Annotated in this window: 11 protein-coding genes; 6 read left to right on the plus strand and 5 right to left on the minus strand. The window is 59.8% G+C overall.

Going from position 1 to position 18,646, the window contains the following annotated elements:
* Nucleotides 1–49: 49 nt before the first annotated feature.
* Nucleotides 50–1,783 carry a hypothetical protein gene (locus HU230_RS38660; RefSeq protein WP_176533725.1) on the minus strand — a complete coding sequence of 578 codons (1,734 nt, stop codon included), beginning with the start codon at nt 1,781–1,783 and terminating at the stop codon, nt 50–52.
* A 201-nt stretch (nt 1,784–1,984) separates the two neighbouring features.
* On the opposite strand from HU230_RS38660, the gene HU230_RS38665 reads away from it, so the two are divergent.
* The 3 genes from HU230_RS38665 (at nt 1,985) to HU230_RS38675 (ending at nt 6,331) form a co-directional block, all read left to right on the plus strand.
* Nucleotides 1,985–3,682 (plus strand): caspase family protein, encoded by a 1,698-nt coding sequence (locus tag HU230_RS38665; protein WP_176533724.1) that lies wholly within the window; start codon nt 1,985–1,987, stop codon nt 3,680–3,682.
* 157 nt (nt 3,683–3,839) lie between these two features.
* The gene (locus tag HU230_RS38670; protein WP_176533723.1) at nt 3,840–4,646 is read left to right on the plus strand and encodes a hypothetical protein; all 807 of its coding nucleotides are present in this window, start codon (nt 3,840–3,842) and stop codon (nt 4,644–4,646) included.
* A 38-nt stretch (nt 4,647–4,684) separates the two neighbouring features.
* On the plus strand, nt 4,685–6,331 hold the full coding sequence (locus HU230_RS38675) for a hypothetical protein (protein ID WP_176533722.1): 1,647 nt from the start codon (nt 4,685–4,687) through the stop codon (nt 6,329–6,331).
* Nucleotides 6,332–6,745: 414 nt separating this feature from the next.
* Here the strand turns inward: HU230_RS38675 and HU230_RS38680 are convergent, their stop codons facing one another.
* The 3 genes from HU230_RS38680 to HU230_RS38690 all read right to left on the minus strand — a co-directional run bounded on the left by HU230_RS38680 (nt 6,746) and on the right by HU230_RS38690 (nt 12,252).
* Nucleotides 6,746–6,958, minus strand: coding sequence for a hypothetical protein (locus HU230_RS38680; RefSeq protein ID WP_176533721.1), 213 nt, complete (start codon nt 6,956–6,958; stop codon nt 6,746–6,748).
* A gap of 405 nt (nt 6,959–7,363) precedes the next feature.
* On the minus strand, nt 7,364–9,013 hold the full coding sequence (locus tag HU230_RS38685; protein WP_176533720.1) for a DUF5906 domain-containing protein: 1,650 nt from the start codon (nt 9,011–9,013) through the stop codon (nt 7,364–7,366).
* A gap of 242 nt (nt 9,014–9,255) precedes the next feature.
* Complete coding sequence (locus HU230_RS38690) at nt 9,256–12,252, minus strand: hypothetical protein (RefSeq protein ID WP_224944026.1); 2,997 nt, start codon at nt 12,250–12,252, stop codon at nt 9,256–9,258.
* 568 nt (nt 12,253–12,820) lie between these two features.
* Between HU230_RS38690 and HU230_RS38695 the strand changes: the two genes are divergently transcribed.
* Both HU230_RS38695 and HU230_RS38700 read left to right on the plus strand, forming a co-directional pair.
* Complete coding sequence (locus HU230_RS38695; RefSeq protein WP_176533719.1) at nt 12,821–14,962, plus strand: type I secretion system permease/ATPase; 2,142 nt, start codon at nt 12,821–12,823, stop codon at nt 14,960–14,962.
* Entirely contained in the window at nt 14,946–16,358 is a 1,413-nt protein-coding gene (locus tag HU230_RS38700) for an HlyD family type I secretion periplasmic adaptor subunit (RefSeq protein ID WP_176533718.1), read from the plus strand. The genes HU230_RS38695 and HU230_RS38700 overlap by 17 nt, the downstream gene beginning before the upstream one ends.
* Before the next feature lie 21 nt (nt 16,359–16,379).
* On the opposite strand, the gene HU230_RS38705 is transcribed toward HU230_RS38700, so the two are convergent.
* Nucleotides 16,380–17,183, minus strand: coding sequence for an FkbM family methyltransferase (locus HU230_RS38705; RefSeq protein ID WP_176533717.1), 804 nt, complete (start codon nt 17,181–17,183; stop codon nt 16,380–16,382).
* Between HU230_RS38705 and HU230_RS38710 the strand changes: the two genes are divergently transcribed.
* Nucleotides 17,173–18,645: an autotransporter strand-loop-strand O-heptosyltransferase gene (locus tag HU230_RS38710; protein WP_224944029.1), complete on the plus strand. Its 1,473-nt coding sequence runs from the start codon at nt 17,173–17,175 to the stop codon at nt 18,643–18,645. The genes HU230_RS38705 and HU230_RS38710 overlap by 11 nt on opposite strands.
* Nucleotide 18,646: the final 1 nt, after the last annotated feature.

Genomic DNA, 18,646 nt, shown 5'->3' on the forward strand with positions numbered 1-18,646 from the left:
GTCCTCTTGATTTTGAAAAATGCCTCGCTAGCGGAGAGCTCCAAACAATTTACAGCGTATGATGTACCGAGACTGAAAACACGGTTTCGGCGAACTCACGATTGTGGCAACGATCGGAAAACGGAATCCAATCAATATAGGCGCCCGAAAACCGGGGCCTTATGCTCATCAGCTCGTCGAATGCGGAACGGGCCTGCTCTCTTTCTCCGAGCCGGACCAGCGAGTCGATCTTGACCATATGGGCGTACCAATATTGCTCTCGCCGCACGATGGCGAGGTCCGCGTAGGTGATCGCGTCGCTGTATTTTTTCAGAAGATTGCTCATCATCGCCAATTCGCCCAGGACGAAGAAGAGATGGACGTCGAATGGGCTAAGCCGTCGAGCAAGCTGGAGCGGCCGCTCCGCCTGATCCGCCTTACCTGAGAGGTTCAGTGTGCAACCGATCTGCGCGTGTGCAATGGCGAGGCTCGGCGTCAGTTCGACCGCCTGGAGGAGGAGGTCGAGGGCGGGTTGCATGTGTCCCAGCCAAGTCTCTGCGGTGCCCGCGAGCCAATAACCCCGTCCATCCCCGGGATCGGCCCGTATGGATCGTTGGGCTAGCCGGCGCATCTCGTGCACGCGATGCGCCGGCTGTCGGCCGGTCCAAATCTCCCAGGCCAGCGCGTGGGTGACGTTGATCAAGGCTTCCGAGGAGTAGTGGTCGAGTGCCAGAGCCTGGGCGAACAGCTCGCGCGCCGCTTCGGAGTCTGCATGCTGCAATCGGTTGAGGTGCCATCGACCCCGCCAAAGCAGATCGGTGACATTGGCGTTTGACGGCCGCTTTTCATGCGCACTCAACTGCTCGCCATGATCGATCGTGGCGCCCAAATGCGCGACCACTTCCTGCAAACACTCATCGAGAGCAACGCCAACGATTGATCGTGCGATCTCTAGCCGCTTCGACCAAATCACTTGGAGACGGCTTGATTCGTACAGCGTCACGTCAATGGCGATGAGATCGGCGGCCGAACGCAGAGTGCCATCGAGCAGGTATTTCGTACCCAGAATTTTTGCATGCTGCCTTGCGACCGACGAACTTTCTGAAACGCCCGGGTCACCGGCGATGACGGCCAGCCACCGGAGCCGTGACAGCCGGTTGACCAACTCCTGTTTGAACCCTTCGGCGAAATAGGTTTCGTTGGCATCGCCGGTGAGGTTTGCAAATCCAAGCACCGCGAGCGACGGGCCTTCCGCCGGACGCTGCGGCAGCCACGTGAGGTCCGGGTCTGGCATCGCCGGGGGAGCGGGGGGCTCGGGCTTTGCGGTTTCAGTCGGTCTGTGACCTCCCAGCTGCCCAGGCGGACGGTTGCGGTGGCCTCGCAACCAATCCTCGAAGTCTTCCTCGCCCGGAATGTCGAGTCCCTCAAGAAACTCTCCCGGCTGGCCGAAGTCCCGCGCGCGCGCATCGGCGTCGGGCTCGAAAACATCGACGCTGACGACACTTAGGTCGAGCCGGACCCGGTCGCGCTCGCAGATCAATGGCGCCCAAGGCTGGCGGTTGAGCCGCTTGCGCAAATCCGACAGCTCGCGCCGGAGGCTTCCTTGGGCCTCCCGGGACCCCCGCGTGCCCCAAAGCTGTGTCTGAAGCCAGCCACGTGCCCGTTCGCCCTCCCTGGACATGGCCAGCATGGCGATTAGCGCGGTCCCCTTTCGGCTCGGTATCGAAATCCGACGGCCTTCAGGGTCCACGAGACTGAACGGACCAAGAAGGCGAAGCTTGAATTTCGAGGTGCGGATCAACATCGGTGCGCTCCACCCCAAGATGATACTCGACGGGACGCAACTTTCACGCTTTTTTTTCGATTTTCGGACGCGGGGCTCGCGGTCGGCGAATAGGGCCTATGCCAGAGTAGAGCCGCGCATCGATTAGAACAGGCGCTGGCGCAAGCTGCCACCTCCTCACCTGATCAGGGTGCGGGGCGCTGGCACAGCGAGGAGATAACGATGGCTCAGCAGTCTGAAGATCTCAAAGCGACGAAAGGATTTAACGGGGCCTCACCCGCCGCGGCACGCGATGCTGTGCAATCACCGAAACGGAAGGCGCTGGTGGTCGGGATCAACGACTATCCTCCACCGAATGCACTCCCAAGTTGTGTCTCGGACGCTCGCGCCATGGTCTCCCTGCTCAGGGAAGAATTTGGATTTGAAGACCAAACAGTCCTGCTGGACGGGGATGCTTCAAAGGCCAGCCTCATCCGGGAATTGCAGCAACTGGTCACCGGCTGCGGCCCGGCCGATCGCCTCGTGTTCTTCTTTTCGGGACACGGCTACCGCCCTGTTCGGAATGGCGTACTTGAAAGCGCGCTTGTTACCCAGGACGCTCAATTTTTTGAAGACCAGGAACTTGCGGAATTGATGAAGGACGTTCCGTCAGGGATCCTGACCATTATCATCGACGCCTGCTTCTCGGGCGGAATGGAAAAGCTCTTTGCCCGCGCGAACGGACAGATTGAAGTCGCAAAACTGAAGCGATGGATCTCGCTTGATCCGGACGAAGTCGAATCCCACAGCAAGAATGTCTCCGCGGTCACGGGGTTCAGTCCGTTTGGATATCTCGCGCCGATTTCCGAAGGCTCGCTGCAAGCGAACCTGAGCCAGGCAAAAAGCGCAGACTTCGAAGTTACGCAACTTCGCAAGAGCGACAGTAAGGCGATTTTGGTCTCGGCCTGTCTTGAGGACGAGACGGCCGCCGCCTCCACGTCGCAGACAAACGGGCTGTCAGCCCTCACTTATGCATTGACCAGCACAATCGGGTCGCTGGGTTCGACTCCGTCGGCTCAGGCGGTCATTGAAGCCGCCGGGCAGCGACTGCGCGAGATCGGGATCAAGCAGACCCCGATGCTCAAATGTCCGCCCCGGCCGGCGGCGCTGGCCAGCCACGAGTTCATTTTGCTCAACGAAGTAGAAGGAGGCTCGCCACTGCCGCAGGATCGACCGAACGCAAAGCCGACCGATGCAAACGAACGCGACGCCGAACAGCAAGCCGTCGCGCGGGTTATAACCACAATCCTATTGATGACGAGAGGAGGAATGCAAATGCCGACCAATATGCAGCAGAAGGACTGGATCGACGATGCGGGCCGTATTGCCAGTGTCGTTGTGCCGATCATCGCGAGCCTGCAGAGCAAGGGCTATCAGGCGAACGGCAAGGGCGACAACAAGGACTGGATCGACGATGCGGGCCGTATCGCCAGTGTCGTTGTGCCGATTGTCGCGAGCCTGCAGAGCAAGGGCTATCAGGCGAACGGCAAGGGCGACAACAAGGACTGGATCGACGATGTGGGCCGTATCGCCAGTGTCGTTGTGCCGATCGTCGCGAGCCTGCAGAGCAAGGCCTATCAGGCCAATGGCAATAGCGACGTCGCCAAGGACTGGATTGACGACGTGAGCAGGATTGCAGTTGTCGCTGCGCCGTTCATCGCCGCGCAGCAGAGCAAAGGCTATCGATCGACGGGAGACGCCAGAAAGGACTGGCTTGACAGCTTTAACGGTTTTACTCGGCCGGGGATCGTCCCGCCAATCCTCGACCTTGGACTACAGGCTGACGGCTCGACAAGCAAGGATTGGTTCCACGATGTGGCGCGTGTCGTTCAAGTCGCCGGACCGATCGTGGCAGCGACTCTGCAAAGCAAAGGGTACTAGCCCGAGAACTTCCGCGGATGATGTGATCATTGCCGGCATCATCCCGCCCTTCATCGCCTGGAAGCAAGGCAGCGCCTGGGAGGCCGGAGCAGATTCTTCAACCTCTCCGGCCCCTCGAAGGAGGAGACAATAACCAATAAGGAAATGAGAGCAGGTCATGCAGACGATCAGCCTCCTTAATCTCTCAACGGTCCTCTCCGATCAAGCCGTTTCTACTGCGACACGTGATCTGCAAACGCAAGTGAAGCGTGATTTCGCGTCGGCTTGGGCCGTTGAGGCCGATTTACAGTTCTGTCCGCGCAAAGGCGATCCGCCAAAGCCGGGATCCTGGTGGCTGGTCGTTCTTGACGACGCCGATCAGGCAAGCGCCGTCGGCTATCACGACCTGACCGTCGAGGGGCTGCCGTTGGGCAAGATATTTGCTCGCACCGATACAGAAAGCGGTCACAACTGGACCGTGACTGCGAGCCATGAATTGCTTGAAATGCTTGCGGACCCCTGGATGGACCGCTGCTGTCTGAACATCGGAATGGACAGCTGCCAGATACTTGCGTGCGAGGTCTGCGATCCCTGCGAGGACGACGGCTATGGGTATGTGATCGGCAACACGTTAGTTTCCGACTTTATTCTCCCAACATGGTTTGACGCCAAATCTCCCGGCTCCCGCTTTGATTTTTGCGGGCATATGAAGGGACCGCTGCAGATTTTGGCGGGCGGCTATATCGGGTCATATGACTTCAAGACGGGCTGGACGCAACTGCGGACGCCGAATGCCTCGAAGCAATTCGAGTCGGGGATGATCCTGCCGCGCCAGGATTCAATACCGTTCGGAGCGCGACGCGAGAGACGTGTACGAAAAGATATGGGCGCTCCGCTATTGCGAAGTGGCGAACCGATCGAACTGCCCTCCGCCCCAGATTGGATGGCGACGGCTCGTGCCATCACGCTAAATGGTCGACCTTGAGAGCAGACGTTCAGCATTGATTTTTCAAGGAGATCGAAATGGAAAACGAGATCGCTGGCGGTATTGTCGCGGTGGTGGGTTTGATATGCGGCTACTTGTATTCGCGGTCGGCGTTCGAAAAGGCGATTGCCATTTCGGACGTTCCCACTCCTCCGCAATATCTCGTTCGGCGGCGGCCTTTCTTGCTCGGTGAGACGGTTTTCGTGGCGTTCTGCCTCGGCGTGTACGCGTTTGCTCTGATCTTCTACCGCGAGCTTCCATTGCTCGTGCAGTTGTTGCCACCCGCCAGCCAGGTCGCGGTCACGGATGTGGTGAAGATGGCAGCCGAATCAAACCCGAGTCTCCTGGCGATCGCGCTCGCGATAACCATTGCATTTTTCCACTTTCTCGAGGGCGATTTTCGCGGCAACTTCATCTATAGCTTCCGAACAATTGTCTATTCGTCCATTTCGGTGCCGTTCGCGTGCGCGCGGGTACAAGAGCGGTTGCTCAACGCGTTGGTCGTTCCAACTTCGCTGCGAATAGAGGTCGCAAATAATCCAGCTCTCGGTGTTGCGCTTTCCGATTTTTCCCGGCAGCGGCCGGATATCAAGAGGCGGTGGGCAGAACTCTCGGCCATGTACCTTTGGGTGGAGTCCAACCGGGCCACCTCTGCGGGGGAGGACGTCATTTCGGATCCAAGCTTCGCTTTCGAAAAATCCGCGAATCAATTCATCGCGGCCGGTCAATTGATGCTGTGCAACCGGTCTGGAACGGGCGCGTCCCGGACCTACGCTGCGCTGGAAGAATTCCTTGAGGAGTTGCGATCTCAATATTCACGATACGTGGCGTGTCTTCTGTTGACGCAGGCGAGCAACCGCCGTGAATTCTATGCAAGCTGCAAGGAGGTTGGGATTGACCTCGGCTCAACGATCGCCGAGTCCCCCTTAAAATACTCGGCACTCTACATCGTCACGCTCGCCGCGACGGTGGTGCTGGGACCTTACCTTTGTGCCGCCGGGTACGATCTGATGTCCGGGAAGGACTTTTGGTCAGCGATAGGCCATCAGAAGACCGACTACATCCAGCGTTGGCTGATCGCCGGAATAGGCACTTATTTCTCGCCGATCTTCTTTGTCCTGCTTGTCCGCAATCTCGCCTGGCGAGTCTCTCCGGACAGGACCCACGCTAGCCTGGTCACATATGCGTGGATTCTGCTTGGGGCGTTCGGAATATCGATCTTTGGCGGCGTGGCGGCCTCAATTATCAACCACCCCGCTGCTGCCATCGATTGGGACCAACTGACGGAATACCTCCACCGAAACGCGCCGTGGTCAATCGGTCCCGCGTTGATCGCCGTCTACATCAACTATTACCTCGATCGTCAAGCTGACCCGGCAAAGGAAGATATTGTTCAAACGCGCGATACAATCCTTCCGCGGCTGGCGTCGGTCATGGGCTTCACCGGAGGAATTCTGCTCCTTACCCTGCTCATAGTCGCGCGACAGCATTTTGAAAGCAATCTGTGGGCGGAGGAGAAAGCGCGCGTGATCGTGCTCGGCACGGTTGTGCTCATTACATTCTCGCTGTGTCTGATTGCTCAATTCGGCCTCCTCAAGAGCTCGACGGGTGCGGAGTCGAGAGGGCCAGCACCGGTCGCTGACCTTCCGCATCCTATCGTTGCGGGAGCGGAGGGGGCTGAATGATATCCGTGGACAATACGCTTCGCGAGCCTCGACGCGTCGTGGCGGCTGGTTGGTCTGGTCGAGAAGTCCTTTCGATTTCGGTTTCAAGGACCACTGATGCCCAAGGGAGAGGACCTGAGCTGCAGCAGTCCAGCAATTCTTTTGTCCTAGAGTACGATTCTCTTCCCTCGCGAGAGGACCCAATCTGCAGCAGTAGAGCAATTCTTTTTCTAGATTCTCTCTCTCCACTGAGAGGGTTTAGGAAAGCCCCTAGATCGGCAGGAGCACAGTGTCCTCCTAGGACCGAACCCACGAGGACCGCTTGTCAACCTGTCAACCGTGTCAACCCAGAAATTGAAATCTGCGGCTAGTGATACTTCGGGGCGCGCTTGCACCGTGGGGGGCAGGGGCCGGGAAGGACCCGCGCCCCCGCCTCTACAGTTTGCCGAGCATGATTTGTCGAGAGATGGTGTGACCGACAGCAGTCACGCCCCAGGAGAGGCGCCCATCGACACCAGTGGTGGAGTGATATCGAGCAAGCTGGTGACGGACGATCTCTTTCAATTCCTCGTCCGCGATCTCACTGGCGCTCATGTAACAATCGAACATACACAGCGAATGCAGCACGCCGCGCTGTTTGGTAGTCATCCTTTTAGCGAATTCGATCTGATCTCGTGTTGGTCTAGACATTGATCCTCAGTAAGGAAAAGCTCCACCGTCCGATCCGACGCGGCGGGCGCGTCTCATCAGAGACAGGGACTCATGGTTGGTGATTGTCGGCTCGTCCAAGCAGTCCCAGAGACGGTGAGTCACTTGGACCGCGAGAAATGCCCGTGATTTGCGGGTTGGTCCAAGGCGTCCAAGGTGTCAAAGGACTTTGATGGGTTGAGATAAAACACAGAAGGCGGCCCCATGATCGAGACCGGCTTGCCTTCACCTACGCGCGCGAAGAAAGTGCTTTGGACACCCTGGACTCCTTGGACGAGTCGCTGTGGCGCGGACACTTTTTGGATTTTGAACACCCTGGACGCGCTTGGACGCCTTTGGACAGGCCTAGAACGGAACGACATCATCCGGATCGGCCGACTGCTTCGCCCGCTCGCCCTCTCTCGGGAGGAACGGCGGCCAGGGAACGGGCTGCCCAAGCAGATCATCGAATGCCGCGCGGCACTCGTCAAGCGATGGCAACTCATAACACCGCACGCGATCCATCACGCCCGGCGCGACTTCCATTGTTGGTCTAACCTTGCGAAGATTAGGTACAAGTTTTGTGAGCCGCTTGCCAAACTCGGCTTTGCCCCGTTTGCGACCAACACCGATGGAGTCGAGGTATTCTTTATAGATGTCGTCGATCTCGATCTGAGTATGCCAGTCGCCTGCTTCGTGGAGACGATTGAACCACCAATCATCGATCGAATCGAGCGACCGAATCTTTTGCTCAAGCAGCGCCGGCGTTTGCGGGAGATGCCTAAGGTTCAACTGACTCAGGTCGAACGTCTGCAAGTCGTGGAGCAACCGCTCACGCCCACCCTCGTTCAATTGCTTATCCATCTCGGCAAAATATTCGTGATTTTGAGCGCACCGTGGGTTTACATCGAGGACGACGAACCGTCGTTCGTCCATGCCAGCGGGCACAACCCAACTCTCGTTTGACGTCATGATCACGCGAACGAAATTGCGCATGCGGATCGCATTGACGCCCTTTGACTCAATCATCTGCATCTCGCTGGTGATCAAGCCTTTGAGCCGTCCCTCGGCCGCCTTGTCGCCGGCCCAAATCGCTTCTTCGGCCTGCAAAAGCAAGCAACTTGCCATATGCTCGTTGAACTGGCCCGTGATGTATCGCGCATCGTCGACCTGGAAGTAGTGCGCCGGGAACAATGATCCGAGCACTTCACCCACCTTACTCTTTCCTGTCCCGCGACGACCGATCAGCACGAGCGCTGTGCCGGGCCGCTCTCGGGGGCGCTGGACGAGGTGCGCCATCCATCCAAAAACGTAGTTGAACAGCCCGGGATCGCTGTCACAGACATTGTTAAGCAGATGGTCGCGGAAGTTGGTGTAGTGCCCCGCGGGTGATGGCGTTACGTCGAAACCGCGCCAAAAATTGAGATAATTCGGTGTGCCCGCGGCACCATCCGGATTGGGGAAAAACTCGATCCCCTCGTACTGTCGGCGATCGGGGTGCCTCTGCCAAGCTTGCGCCCAGGTGACGGGCCGAATCTTGCCGTCCAAACCCTTGATTTCCGTGCACGTGTTTGCGAACCAAGCGCTCTGGGACTCAAACGACATCACCCGCACCCGGTCATTGACCGGGCCGGCGGCCTGTTCGTTCACCACCACGGTTTTACCGCCCCAGATGGCCACCGCGTAGTTTCGGTTGATTTCGTCGACATCGAACCCCCAGGAACGGGGGGAAGCGCTCGGCGCGTCGACAGCGCCCGCATCGCCTTGCTTCCGCTCCCGGGGGGCGCCGGCAGCGTCGTCGCCAACAAGGATCGCGAGGGCGCGCTCGTGGGGCGGCTGCCCGGCCTGGGCGGCAAACTCCGACAGATCGGTGTCGCCGTTTTCGAGGATGTCGGCGATCCGGCCGGGCTCGGAGCGGCCGAGCATGTCGTTAAAGTCCTGCCCGCGCTTGGCGCCAACGGGTTTAGCGGCGGCCTCGGGGAGGCCACCGTTCACAGTGTCGGTCATATCGGTCATTACCTCTGAGACGCCAAGCGGCGCCCTTAATTCTAGGCTCTAGAACCCGTTGAATTCATGCGGCAAATCGGAGTCGCGGTAGTCGCAGGGGGCGCTTGTTGCGGGTCCCCGCAACCAAAGTTCGGACCAATCGGTTCCGATAAAATGGCCCGCATCTCGCGGGCCATTTTTTTTTGGAAAAGATTCGCGACGTCGATTGCTTGGCGCGCGGATCAGCGCCTCACCGTAACCCGGGCAGCTTCCTAGACGATGAAATGAAATTCCTGCCAGGCGCTCCAGGTCATGCCGTCGTTGGCGCGAACCCAGAGGTCGTCCGACACGGTGCCGCCATCGAAAGTCGTGCTGGCGAGCTGGGCCGCACTGACGTTGATTGCGGTGTTGGTGGGCTGCGCGTTGCCGCCGATGCTCCAGTGGCCGCTGCTTGCCGACGGCGTCGAATCCCACAATTGATACTGGTTCATGCTGTCCCCGTCGGCATCCGTGACCGAGAACAGGCTCGATGCGGCCACGCTCTGGTTGGCAGTCGCGTGGAAATCGGATGCGGTGACGACCGGAGCATGGTCAATCGGTGCGGTGACGTGAAATTCCTTCCACGGCCCCCAGGCGAAGCCGTCGTAGGCCCTCGCCCAGAGATCGTCTGAACCGGAGCCGCTCTGAAAGCTTGTGTTCGAGAGCTGGGCTGCCGTCACATCGATTGCGACATTGGTGCCCTGAGCTACTCCGGCGACCACCCAGTGCCCGCTGCTGGGATCAGACGTCGAATCCCACAGCTGATAGTTGGCGATAGTGTCTCCGTCCGCGTCGGTGGTCGAGAACAGCGTGGAGGCCGCGATATCCTGGCCGTGGCTCGCGGAATAGTCGGTGGCCGATACGATCGGAAGGTTGTCGGCCGGCGCGTTGACGTGAAACTCCTTCCAGTTGCCCCATGTCATGCCGTCGAAGGCGCGCACCCAGAGATCGTCGGAGCCCGAACCGCTCTGGAACGAGGTGTTGGCCAGTTGGGCTGCGCTCACATCGATGCTCTGGCCCGCGGGCTGGGTTACGCCGGCCACGACAAAATGACCGCTGGCAGGATCGGTGGTCGAGTCCCAGAACTGAAAGTTGGTGATCGTATCGTTGTCGGCGTCGCTGACCGTGAACAGGCTTGACGCGGCGATGTCCTGACCGTGCGTTGCGGTCATGTCCAACGCGCTCACCACGGGAGCATGGTCGATCGGCGCGTTGACGTGGAATTCCTTCCAGGCTCCCCATGTGATGCCGTCATTGGCTCGCACCCACAGATCATCCGAGCCGGAGCCCGACTGGAACGAGGCACTCGTCAATTGCGCGGGCGTCACATCGATGGCGATGTTGGTGGCCTGCGCCACTCCGCCGACCACCCAGTGGCCGCTGGCCGGATCGCTCGTTGAATCCCAAAACTGATAGGCGGTGATCGTGTCGCTATCGCCGTCGGTCGCGCTGAAGAGACTGGATGCGGCGATATCCTGGCCATGGGTCGCCGACACGTCGGTTGCGTTGACCACCGGTGCATGATCCGGACCTGGCGTGGCCGTGAACGGGACCCATGCTCCCCACAGCGTTCCATCGTAAGCCCTGGCCCAGAGCTGGTCCGGAGCCGAGCCGAATTGGTAACTCGTCTGGGCAAATTGAGCAGGAGTGATGTCGATTTCGGCATTGGTGGCCTGAACGGCACCATTCACCAGCCAAGCGCCGTTTCCGTTGCTGTCCCAGAGTGCGTATTGGGTGATCGTATCGCTATCCGGATCGGTGGCGCTGAACAGGCTCGAAGCCGCGACCGACATTTGCCCGTGTGCTGCCGTCAAGCCGGAAGCCGAAACAACGGGAGCATGATCCGGAGTTGGCGTGGCCGTGAACGGGACCCATGCTCCCCAGAGATATCCGTCATAGGCGCGGACCCAGAGCGTGTCCGGGGCCGTACCGAACACATAGCTCACTTGCGAGAGGCTGGCGGCCGAGACGTCGATCTCGGCGTTGGTGGCTTGCGTGACACCATTGATCGCCCAGTGCCCGTGGCCCTCGGTGTCCCAGAATGCATATTGGGCGATCGTGTCGCCGTCCGCGTCGGTGGTCGAGAACAGCGAGGATTCAGCCACCGAGAGCTGCCCGTGCGACCCGGTCACGTTGGTTGCCGTGACCACGGGCGCATGATCAGCCGGAGAAATCACGAAGGATTTCCAGTCGCTCCACAAATAGCCGTCGAAGGCTCTCACCCACAGCGTGTCCGAGCCGGGGCCGGCCTGGTAACTCGCTTGGGCCAATTGCGACGCGCTGATGTCGATCTCGGTGTTGGTGCCCTGGACTGTTCCTCCCACTGTCCAGTGACCGTTGCCATTGGTGTCCCAGAAGGAATATTCGGTGATGGTATCGCCCGTGGCCATGTTCACCGAGAACAACGATGAGGCCGCATAAACCTGATTTCGGGCGGCGGACTGATCGCTGGCAGTGACGACCGGTGTCGTCCGGATGCTGTATCCGAGGTCCTTCAGAACTCCGATGTCCAGGTTGGAGATCGCGTACTGGTAATCGGCGTAGAAGACGATCCCGTTCATCAGGTCCAGCGTAAGTGGATCCTTCACGGTCGACGGGGTGGCGTAGAGGTCGGATTGCTGGTTGCCGAAATGGTAGTAGTTCTGGGTGGTGCTGTTGGTGGTCAACGGCACCGGGCCGCCGTAAGCGGCCTCGGCATTCGCACCAACAAAGTTGGCCCCGGTTGCGGTCTTTTGAATCAGGGTGTCGAACTCGGATTCGTAAGCGCCGGCCAACTGGCCGCTCTGGCTGTACCAGCCCGTCATGCCGAAGCCGTGCATGAGCTCATGCAGAAAAACGTTGATCGGATTGATCACGTTTCCAGGCACCTGACTGGACCAGCTCAGGCCATAGTCGAGGTCGATGTACTGGAAGTAGCCGGGATCGATGTTGATGGTGATGTCGCTTGTCGTTCCAGGGACGTGCTGTCCCGTGGTCAGCTCGTACTGGCTTGACGGCTCATACACCGCGAGCCCGCCATTCGTCCCGATGTAGTAGCTCGAGGTCGGTCCGCCGTCGGCGCGGCCAACGGCGGTGGGCAGGATGTTGAGTGACACCACCACGGTGCCGATGCCCAGGATATATCGCTGCCAAATATTGAGGGCCTGCTCGAGATCGTAAACAAGAGACGTGTCGGCAGATCCGCCTACGTTCGATGAATCGTTCAATGTTACTGAATAATTCCAGGTCATCTTGGTCGGGCCTTCAATCTATGGTAGCGTAGCAACGATCAGTAGTATTCATGCTGACCAGTCACGGCGTAGTCAACAGGCGCCAAACGGCCGGCACCGGACAAAGCGCGTGAGGCTGTGTCCAGCGCCTCGGGCGCGACGGGCTTGGAGCATGGCACAGAGGCCCGGGCTATTCTTGCATGCTGCAAGATCGGAAGGGCATGACCCTCATATACGCGATAAGGCCGACGCGATCATCCCTTCGATCCCGGTGACAGCCATATCGCGTGCCGCGATCCGTAAGACTACGGAGCCTGGTTCGGCTTTCCGAATGGTTCCGCGATGGACTCCAGGATCGGCATGATGTTGCTCGCGGATTCGGCTTGGCCGTTGATAACGCCAATTGCATCTCGGCGAAGAGCCATAGTACTCTGCCTGTCATATTCATTTGCTGCTCTGTCGTTTCGTTGCGAATAGTCAGTTTGCGCTGACCGCGAGGCCGACGGGCAGGGGCGGGGCGCGCTCACGGCAATCTCGGCTCACCTTCGACTGCAGTTATTTTCAGCTACTGAGCAGATTAAATCGCGAGATGATTGAAACGCGGAGCGGTACGACAGCAGACAGCGGGATAGTTGGGCTCGCGATGCTGCTGCGTTTTCACGGCCTCCCGGCCGATGTCGACCAGATTCGTCATCAAGTCGGCAACGGCCCGTTCGGAACGCCGGAGATGCTGCGCTACGCGCGCTCGACCGGCGTCAAGGCTCGCGAGCTGAGCACCAACTGGCTAAGGCTCGAGAAGGTCCCGCTTCCTGCCATCGCGCTGTTACGCGACGGCGGCCATTTGATCCTCGCCAAGGTGGGCGCCGACAAGATCCTCGTTCAATCGCCTCTGTCGGAGCGCCCGGAGTTGATCACCAGGGCCGACCTGGAAGCGGTGTGGACTGGCAAGCTGATTCTGGTGAGCCGGCGGGCGGGACTGGTCAATCTTGCGCGCCGCTTTGACCTGTCGTGGTTTCTGGGGGCAATCCACAAATATCGGTACCATTTCGTGGAGGTCTTGATCGCCTCCTTTTTCTTGCAGCTGTTTGCACTGGTGTCGCCGCTGTTCTTTCAGGTGGTGATCGACAAGGTCCTGGTTAATCACACACTCAGCACACTCGACGTGCTCGTCGTGGGGTTGATCGGCATCGCGGTTTTTGAGACGGCCCTCGCGATACTGAGGACCTACTTGTTCTCCCACGTGACCAACCGGATCGATGTCGAACTGGGAGCCCGCTTGTTTCGGCACCTCATCGGGCTGCCCATTGCCTATTTTCAGGCTCGCCGGGTTGGCGACTCGGTTGCGCGGGTCCGCGAGCTGGAGAACATTCGCAACTTCCTGACCGGCTCCGCACTGACGGTCGTGATAGACCTGTTCTTCACGGTCGTTTTCATCGCGGTGATGTTTATCTACTCGCCGATCCTGACCTGGATCGTGCTTGGGTCCTTCCCGCTTTATGTCGGCATCTCGGCCGGCGCGACGCCGATGTTCCGTCAGCGGCTGGATACCAAATTCGAGCGCGGGGCCGAAAACCAGGCCTTTCTCGTCGAGAGCGTGACCGGTGTCGAGACCATCAAGGCCATGGCGCTCGAACCGCAGATGCAGCGCCGCTGGGAGGAGCAGCTTGCCGGATACGTGGCGGCCAGCTTCCGCGTGCTCAGCCTGGCGAATGTCGCGAGCCAATCGGTCCAGTTCGTGAGCAAGCTCGTCACCGCGGTGATCCTTTACGCCGGCGCCAAGCTGGTGATCGACGGAAGCCTCACGGTCGGCGAGTTGATCGCCTTCAACATGTTCTCGTCACGCGTGAGCGCGCCGGTTCTGAGGCTGGCGCAGCTCTGGCAGGACTTCCATCAGGCCAGGCTCTCCGTCGCGCGGCTCGGCGACATCCTGAATACGCCGGCCGAGCTGACGTTCAGCCCCGGTCGCGCCGTGCCGCCGCCCATCAAGGGTCAGGTCACACTTGAGCATGTGTCCTTCCGCTATCGGGTGGATGGACCCGAAGTGCTGCACGACATCAACATCAGCATTCCGGCCGGCCAGGTCGTCGGCATCGTCGGTCCGTCCGGTTCGGGCAAGAGCACCTTCACGAAGCTCGTTCAGCGCCTTTACGTTCCGGAGAAGGGCAGGGTCCTTGTCGACGGGGTCGACCTTGCGATGGTCGATCCGGCGTGGCTGCGTCGCCAGGTCGGCGTCGTCCTGCAGGAAAACGTGTTGTTCAATCGCAGCGTACGGGAAAACATCGCGCTCGCCGACCCGGCCGCTCCGATGGAGAAGGTGGTCGCCGCGGCTCAGCTGGCGGGAGCTCACGAATTCATCCTGGAACTGCCGGAAGGTTACGACACCGTCGTCGGCGAGCGCGGCTCCAGTCTGTCGGGAGGGCAGCGGCAACGCATCGCGATCGCGCGGGCCCTGATCACCGATCCCCGCATCCTAATCTTCGACGAGGCGACGAGTTCGCTGGACTACGAAAGCGAAAGGGTCATTCAGGACAATATGAACCGGATCGTGAAGGGACGAACGGTTTTTGTCATCGCACATCGTCTGTCCGCCGTCAGGCGCACCGATCGGATCATCACCATTGATCGCGGCCGGCTTGTCGAACAGGGATCCCACGAGGAGTTGCTCAGCACAGGCGGAAGATACGCGTCGCTGTACCGGTTGCAGGCGGGGATCCATGAAGTCGGCTCGTGAAGCGCTTGCGGTCGGGGGGAAAACCCGGGACGAGCTGGCCTTCCTGCCGGCCGCCCTCGAAATCGTCGAGACGCCGCCGTCTCCCACCGCCAGGCTGACCGCCGGCTTGCTTGCTGCCTTGTTCTGCTGCGCCGTGGCGTGGGCGGGGCTCGGCAAGATCGACATCGTTGCCTCAGCACCAGGAAAGATCGTACCGGGCGACCGCGTGAAGCTGGTTCAGCCGCTCGAGATCGGAGTGGTGCGGGCCATTCACGTCCGCGACGGCCAAACCGTCAAGGCCGGCGAGATTCTGATCGAGCTGGATCCGACCAGCAATCAGGCGGAGCTTCAGCACCTGAAAAACGATCTTCTGTCGGCAGAGCTGGATATTTCACGCACCCGCTCTGCGCTTGACGGAAATACCGACGCGCTTGAGGGCGTACCGGACGACACGCCGCCCGCCTTGATTCAAATGCATCTGGAGTACTTGCGCAGTCAGGATTCCGAGCAGCGCGCCAAATTGTCCGAACTGGATCGGCAACGGGTGCAGAAGGTCGCGGAGACCAGGACGATCGACGCCAGCATCGCCAAGATTGAAGCTCTGCTGCCGGTGCTGCAGGAGCGCGTCGGGGTCCGCAAGTACCTGGCGGACCGGGAGTACGGTTCAAAGCTGCAATATCTGCAGGAGCTCCAGGAGCTCGTCGGGATGCAGCAGGACATCCTGGTGCAACGGAGCAAGCTCCAGGAGGCCAATGCGGCCGTCGCAGCGCTCGAAGAGACGCGCGCCAAGCTTGTCTCGGAATACCGGCACCGCCTGTACGATGATCTGGCCAAGGCGACGCAGAAGGCCGGCAGCCTCAAGGACGAGGTGTCCAAAGCCGAGCACCGGACCAGCCTTCAAAGACTTGCCGCACCGATCGATGGCGTGGTGCAGCAACTGGCCGTGCACACTGTCGGCGGCGTCGCAACTGCCGCCCAGACGCTCGCGGTCGTCGTACCCAGCGATAATCTGATTGAAATCGAAGCGATGGTTTCAAATCGCGATATCGGCTTCGTGCACCCGGGTCAGGACGCCGAAATCAAGGTCGATACGTTCAACTTCACGCGTTACGGACTGCTGCACGGCAAGATCGTCAGCGTCTCGCGCGATTCCGTGTCCCGCGACAAGGCGCGGGATCCGGCCCGCGAGCCCAATGGCGGAGCGACGGAGGACAGCAGCGAGCCCAAGGGGACGGGGCCGGTGTATGTCGCGCATGTCTCGATCGACCGGACCAAGATGGTCGTCGATGACAAGGAGATCAATCTTTCGCCGGGAATGACCGTAACCGTCCAAATCAGGACGGGCGCCCGCAGCGTCATGAGCTATTTGCTGTCTCCGATCATGCGCTACCGGCAGGATGCTCTCCGCGAGCGGTGAAGGAATTCGGCGGTCAGGCCGTCATGACGTGGTTCGCGATTCCACGTGGCTCAGGGTCGGGTCGGATTCATGGATCGCAAGGCAGTTTTGCCCCGCGTCGTAGGTCCGGTATCCATGATCGTTCAGCTTGCGAACCAGTGCGGCCTTGTCGGTCTTGATGAATTCCGCATGAATGACGGGGTGATGCTGCCGGATCGTGGCGCTGGTTCCTTCCAGCACCTTCAACTCCATCCCTTCGACGTCGATCTTGATCAGATCGCAGCGGCTCAGATTCAGGGAGTCCAGGGTGATCATCGCCGTTTCAGTGCCGTTGGCCTGGGAATAATCGATCTTCTGGCCGATTTGCTCCGTCCCGGAGCGTTGCGTCACCTCCAGACTTCCGAAGCTGGCGGGTTCCTGATGGCTTAAGGTCGGCACCCAGGTCTTGCCGGTTTCCGACGAAATAACCGCGTGCATCGCCCGCGCGTTGAAGCAATTGTTGATGGCGATGTTGCCGGCAAGAGCGTAGTAGACTCGCTCCTGCGCCTCGATGGCAAGGACCGAACCCCAGCCGTCCATGTGCTTGGACCATTCGATGGTGTGAACGCCGATGTTCGCCCCGCAGTCGACGGCGACCACGCCATCCCCTCGGTAGGTTCTTCGCAGTGCAAGAAGACCCTTGGTAAGCTCGATCTCGGTGACGTCGAACGCACCGTGCTCGAGAATCTGAATCCCCACGCCAAAGATGTGGTCGCCCGCGGTGTGGTAGTCCAGCCGGTTGACGATCAGCGGGCCATGCGCCGACGCTGCGATCACAAACGGGACCTTGCTGGGATTGCGGCTCATCGATTCATGCTTCTTTGTTTCTGCCGGTCCGGGACGAGCGGCTGCAAGGGGGTGCCCGCTAAGGTTTTCGTCCGTTGACGCGGTTGTCAATCTCGCTTACCTTCTGCCCGCATTTTTAGCGGTCTTTATATTTTCAGGGCAGGGGATATTCGTGAATGCGATTGCCGTCGCGCCGGCGATCGGGCTGAAGCGTCCGATTGACCATGTGGCCGACCAACCCAAAGTCATCGTTGATCGGTCGACCAGCGCCGTACCTGCCAAGTCGGAAGCGGTTGCGCCGGATGCCGATGCGCCCAAGCGTGCCTATCCGGCGGCCGCCGAACTGCCCACGCAAGTCGGTCCAAAAGGACTGCGATTCGACTTCAACGACGGCGCCCGGGTGGTTTGTCCCGAAGCCGAAGGCCCTTGGCGCGTGCGTCTCTGGGATGCCGAGACCGGCAATGTTCTGTTCGAGACGCAGTTCGCGGGCGGACGCGTCAACAGCTCAAAGCGCTACTACATTCGTTTCCGTATCGAGGTCTTGCAGGGCGAGGATGTCATTTTCTCGCATGAGTACAACGCGACGGATCGTCACGTCCTGATCCAGCTTCCGGTCGGCACCCTGGGCGACACGATCGGCTGGTTTCCCTATGTGGAGAAGTTCAGGACAGCTCACAATTGCAGGCTGACCTGCGCAATGGCGGAGAAGCTGATCCCGCTGTTTCGCGATGCGTATCCGGAGATCAACTTCGTCACGCATGAGGAAATCCAAACCGACCGATATTACGCCACGTACAGCGTCGGATTGTTTTTCGACGACAAGAATTTCGTCTACCAGCCGTGCGACTTCCGTTTTGTGGGGCTGCACCGCACCGCCGGATACATCCTCGGCGTCGATCCGACCGAGGTGGCGCCACGCATCTCGCTGGCCGATGATCAAAGGCCCATCCCCGAGCCCTACGTTTGCATCGCGGTGCAGAGCACCACGCAATGCAAGTACTGGAATAACCCGAACGGCTGGCGCGAACTGACCGGCTTTCTCAAGCAGGCCGGCTATCGCGTGATCTGCATCGATCAGAAGCCGACGCACGGCCACGAGCTGGTATGGAATCACATTCCGAACGGCGCGGAGGACTGGACCGGTGACCGCCCGATTCAGGAGCGGGCGAATCTGCTCAACCATGCGGACTTTTTCATCGGCCTTTCCAGCGGGCTTGCCTGGCTGGCCTGGGCGGTCGGCACTCCGGTCGTGATGATCGCGGGCTTCACGCATCCGACAAATGAATTTGCTACGCCCTACCGCGTCATCAACTATCACGCCTGCAACAGCTGCTGGAACGATCCGGCGGTTCGATTCGACCACAAGGATTTTTTCTGGTGCCCCCGCCACAAGGGGACGCCGCGTCAGTTCGAGTGCACGAGGCTGATCACCGTCGATCATGTGAAGTCGGTGATCAAGACGATTCCTGGATTCAAGCTCTAGC

It is taken from the genome of Bradyrhizobium quebecense (assembly GCF_013373795.3).
GTDB lineage: Bacteria > Pseudomonadota > Alphaproteobacteria > Rhizobiales > Xanthobacteraceae > Bradyrhizobium > Bradyrhizobium quebecense.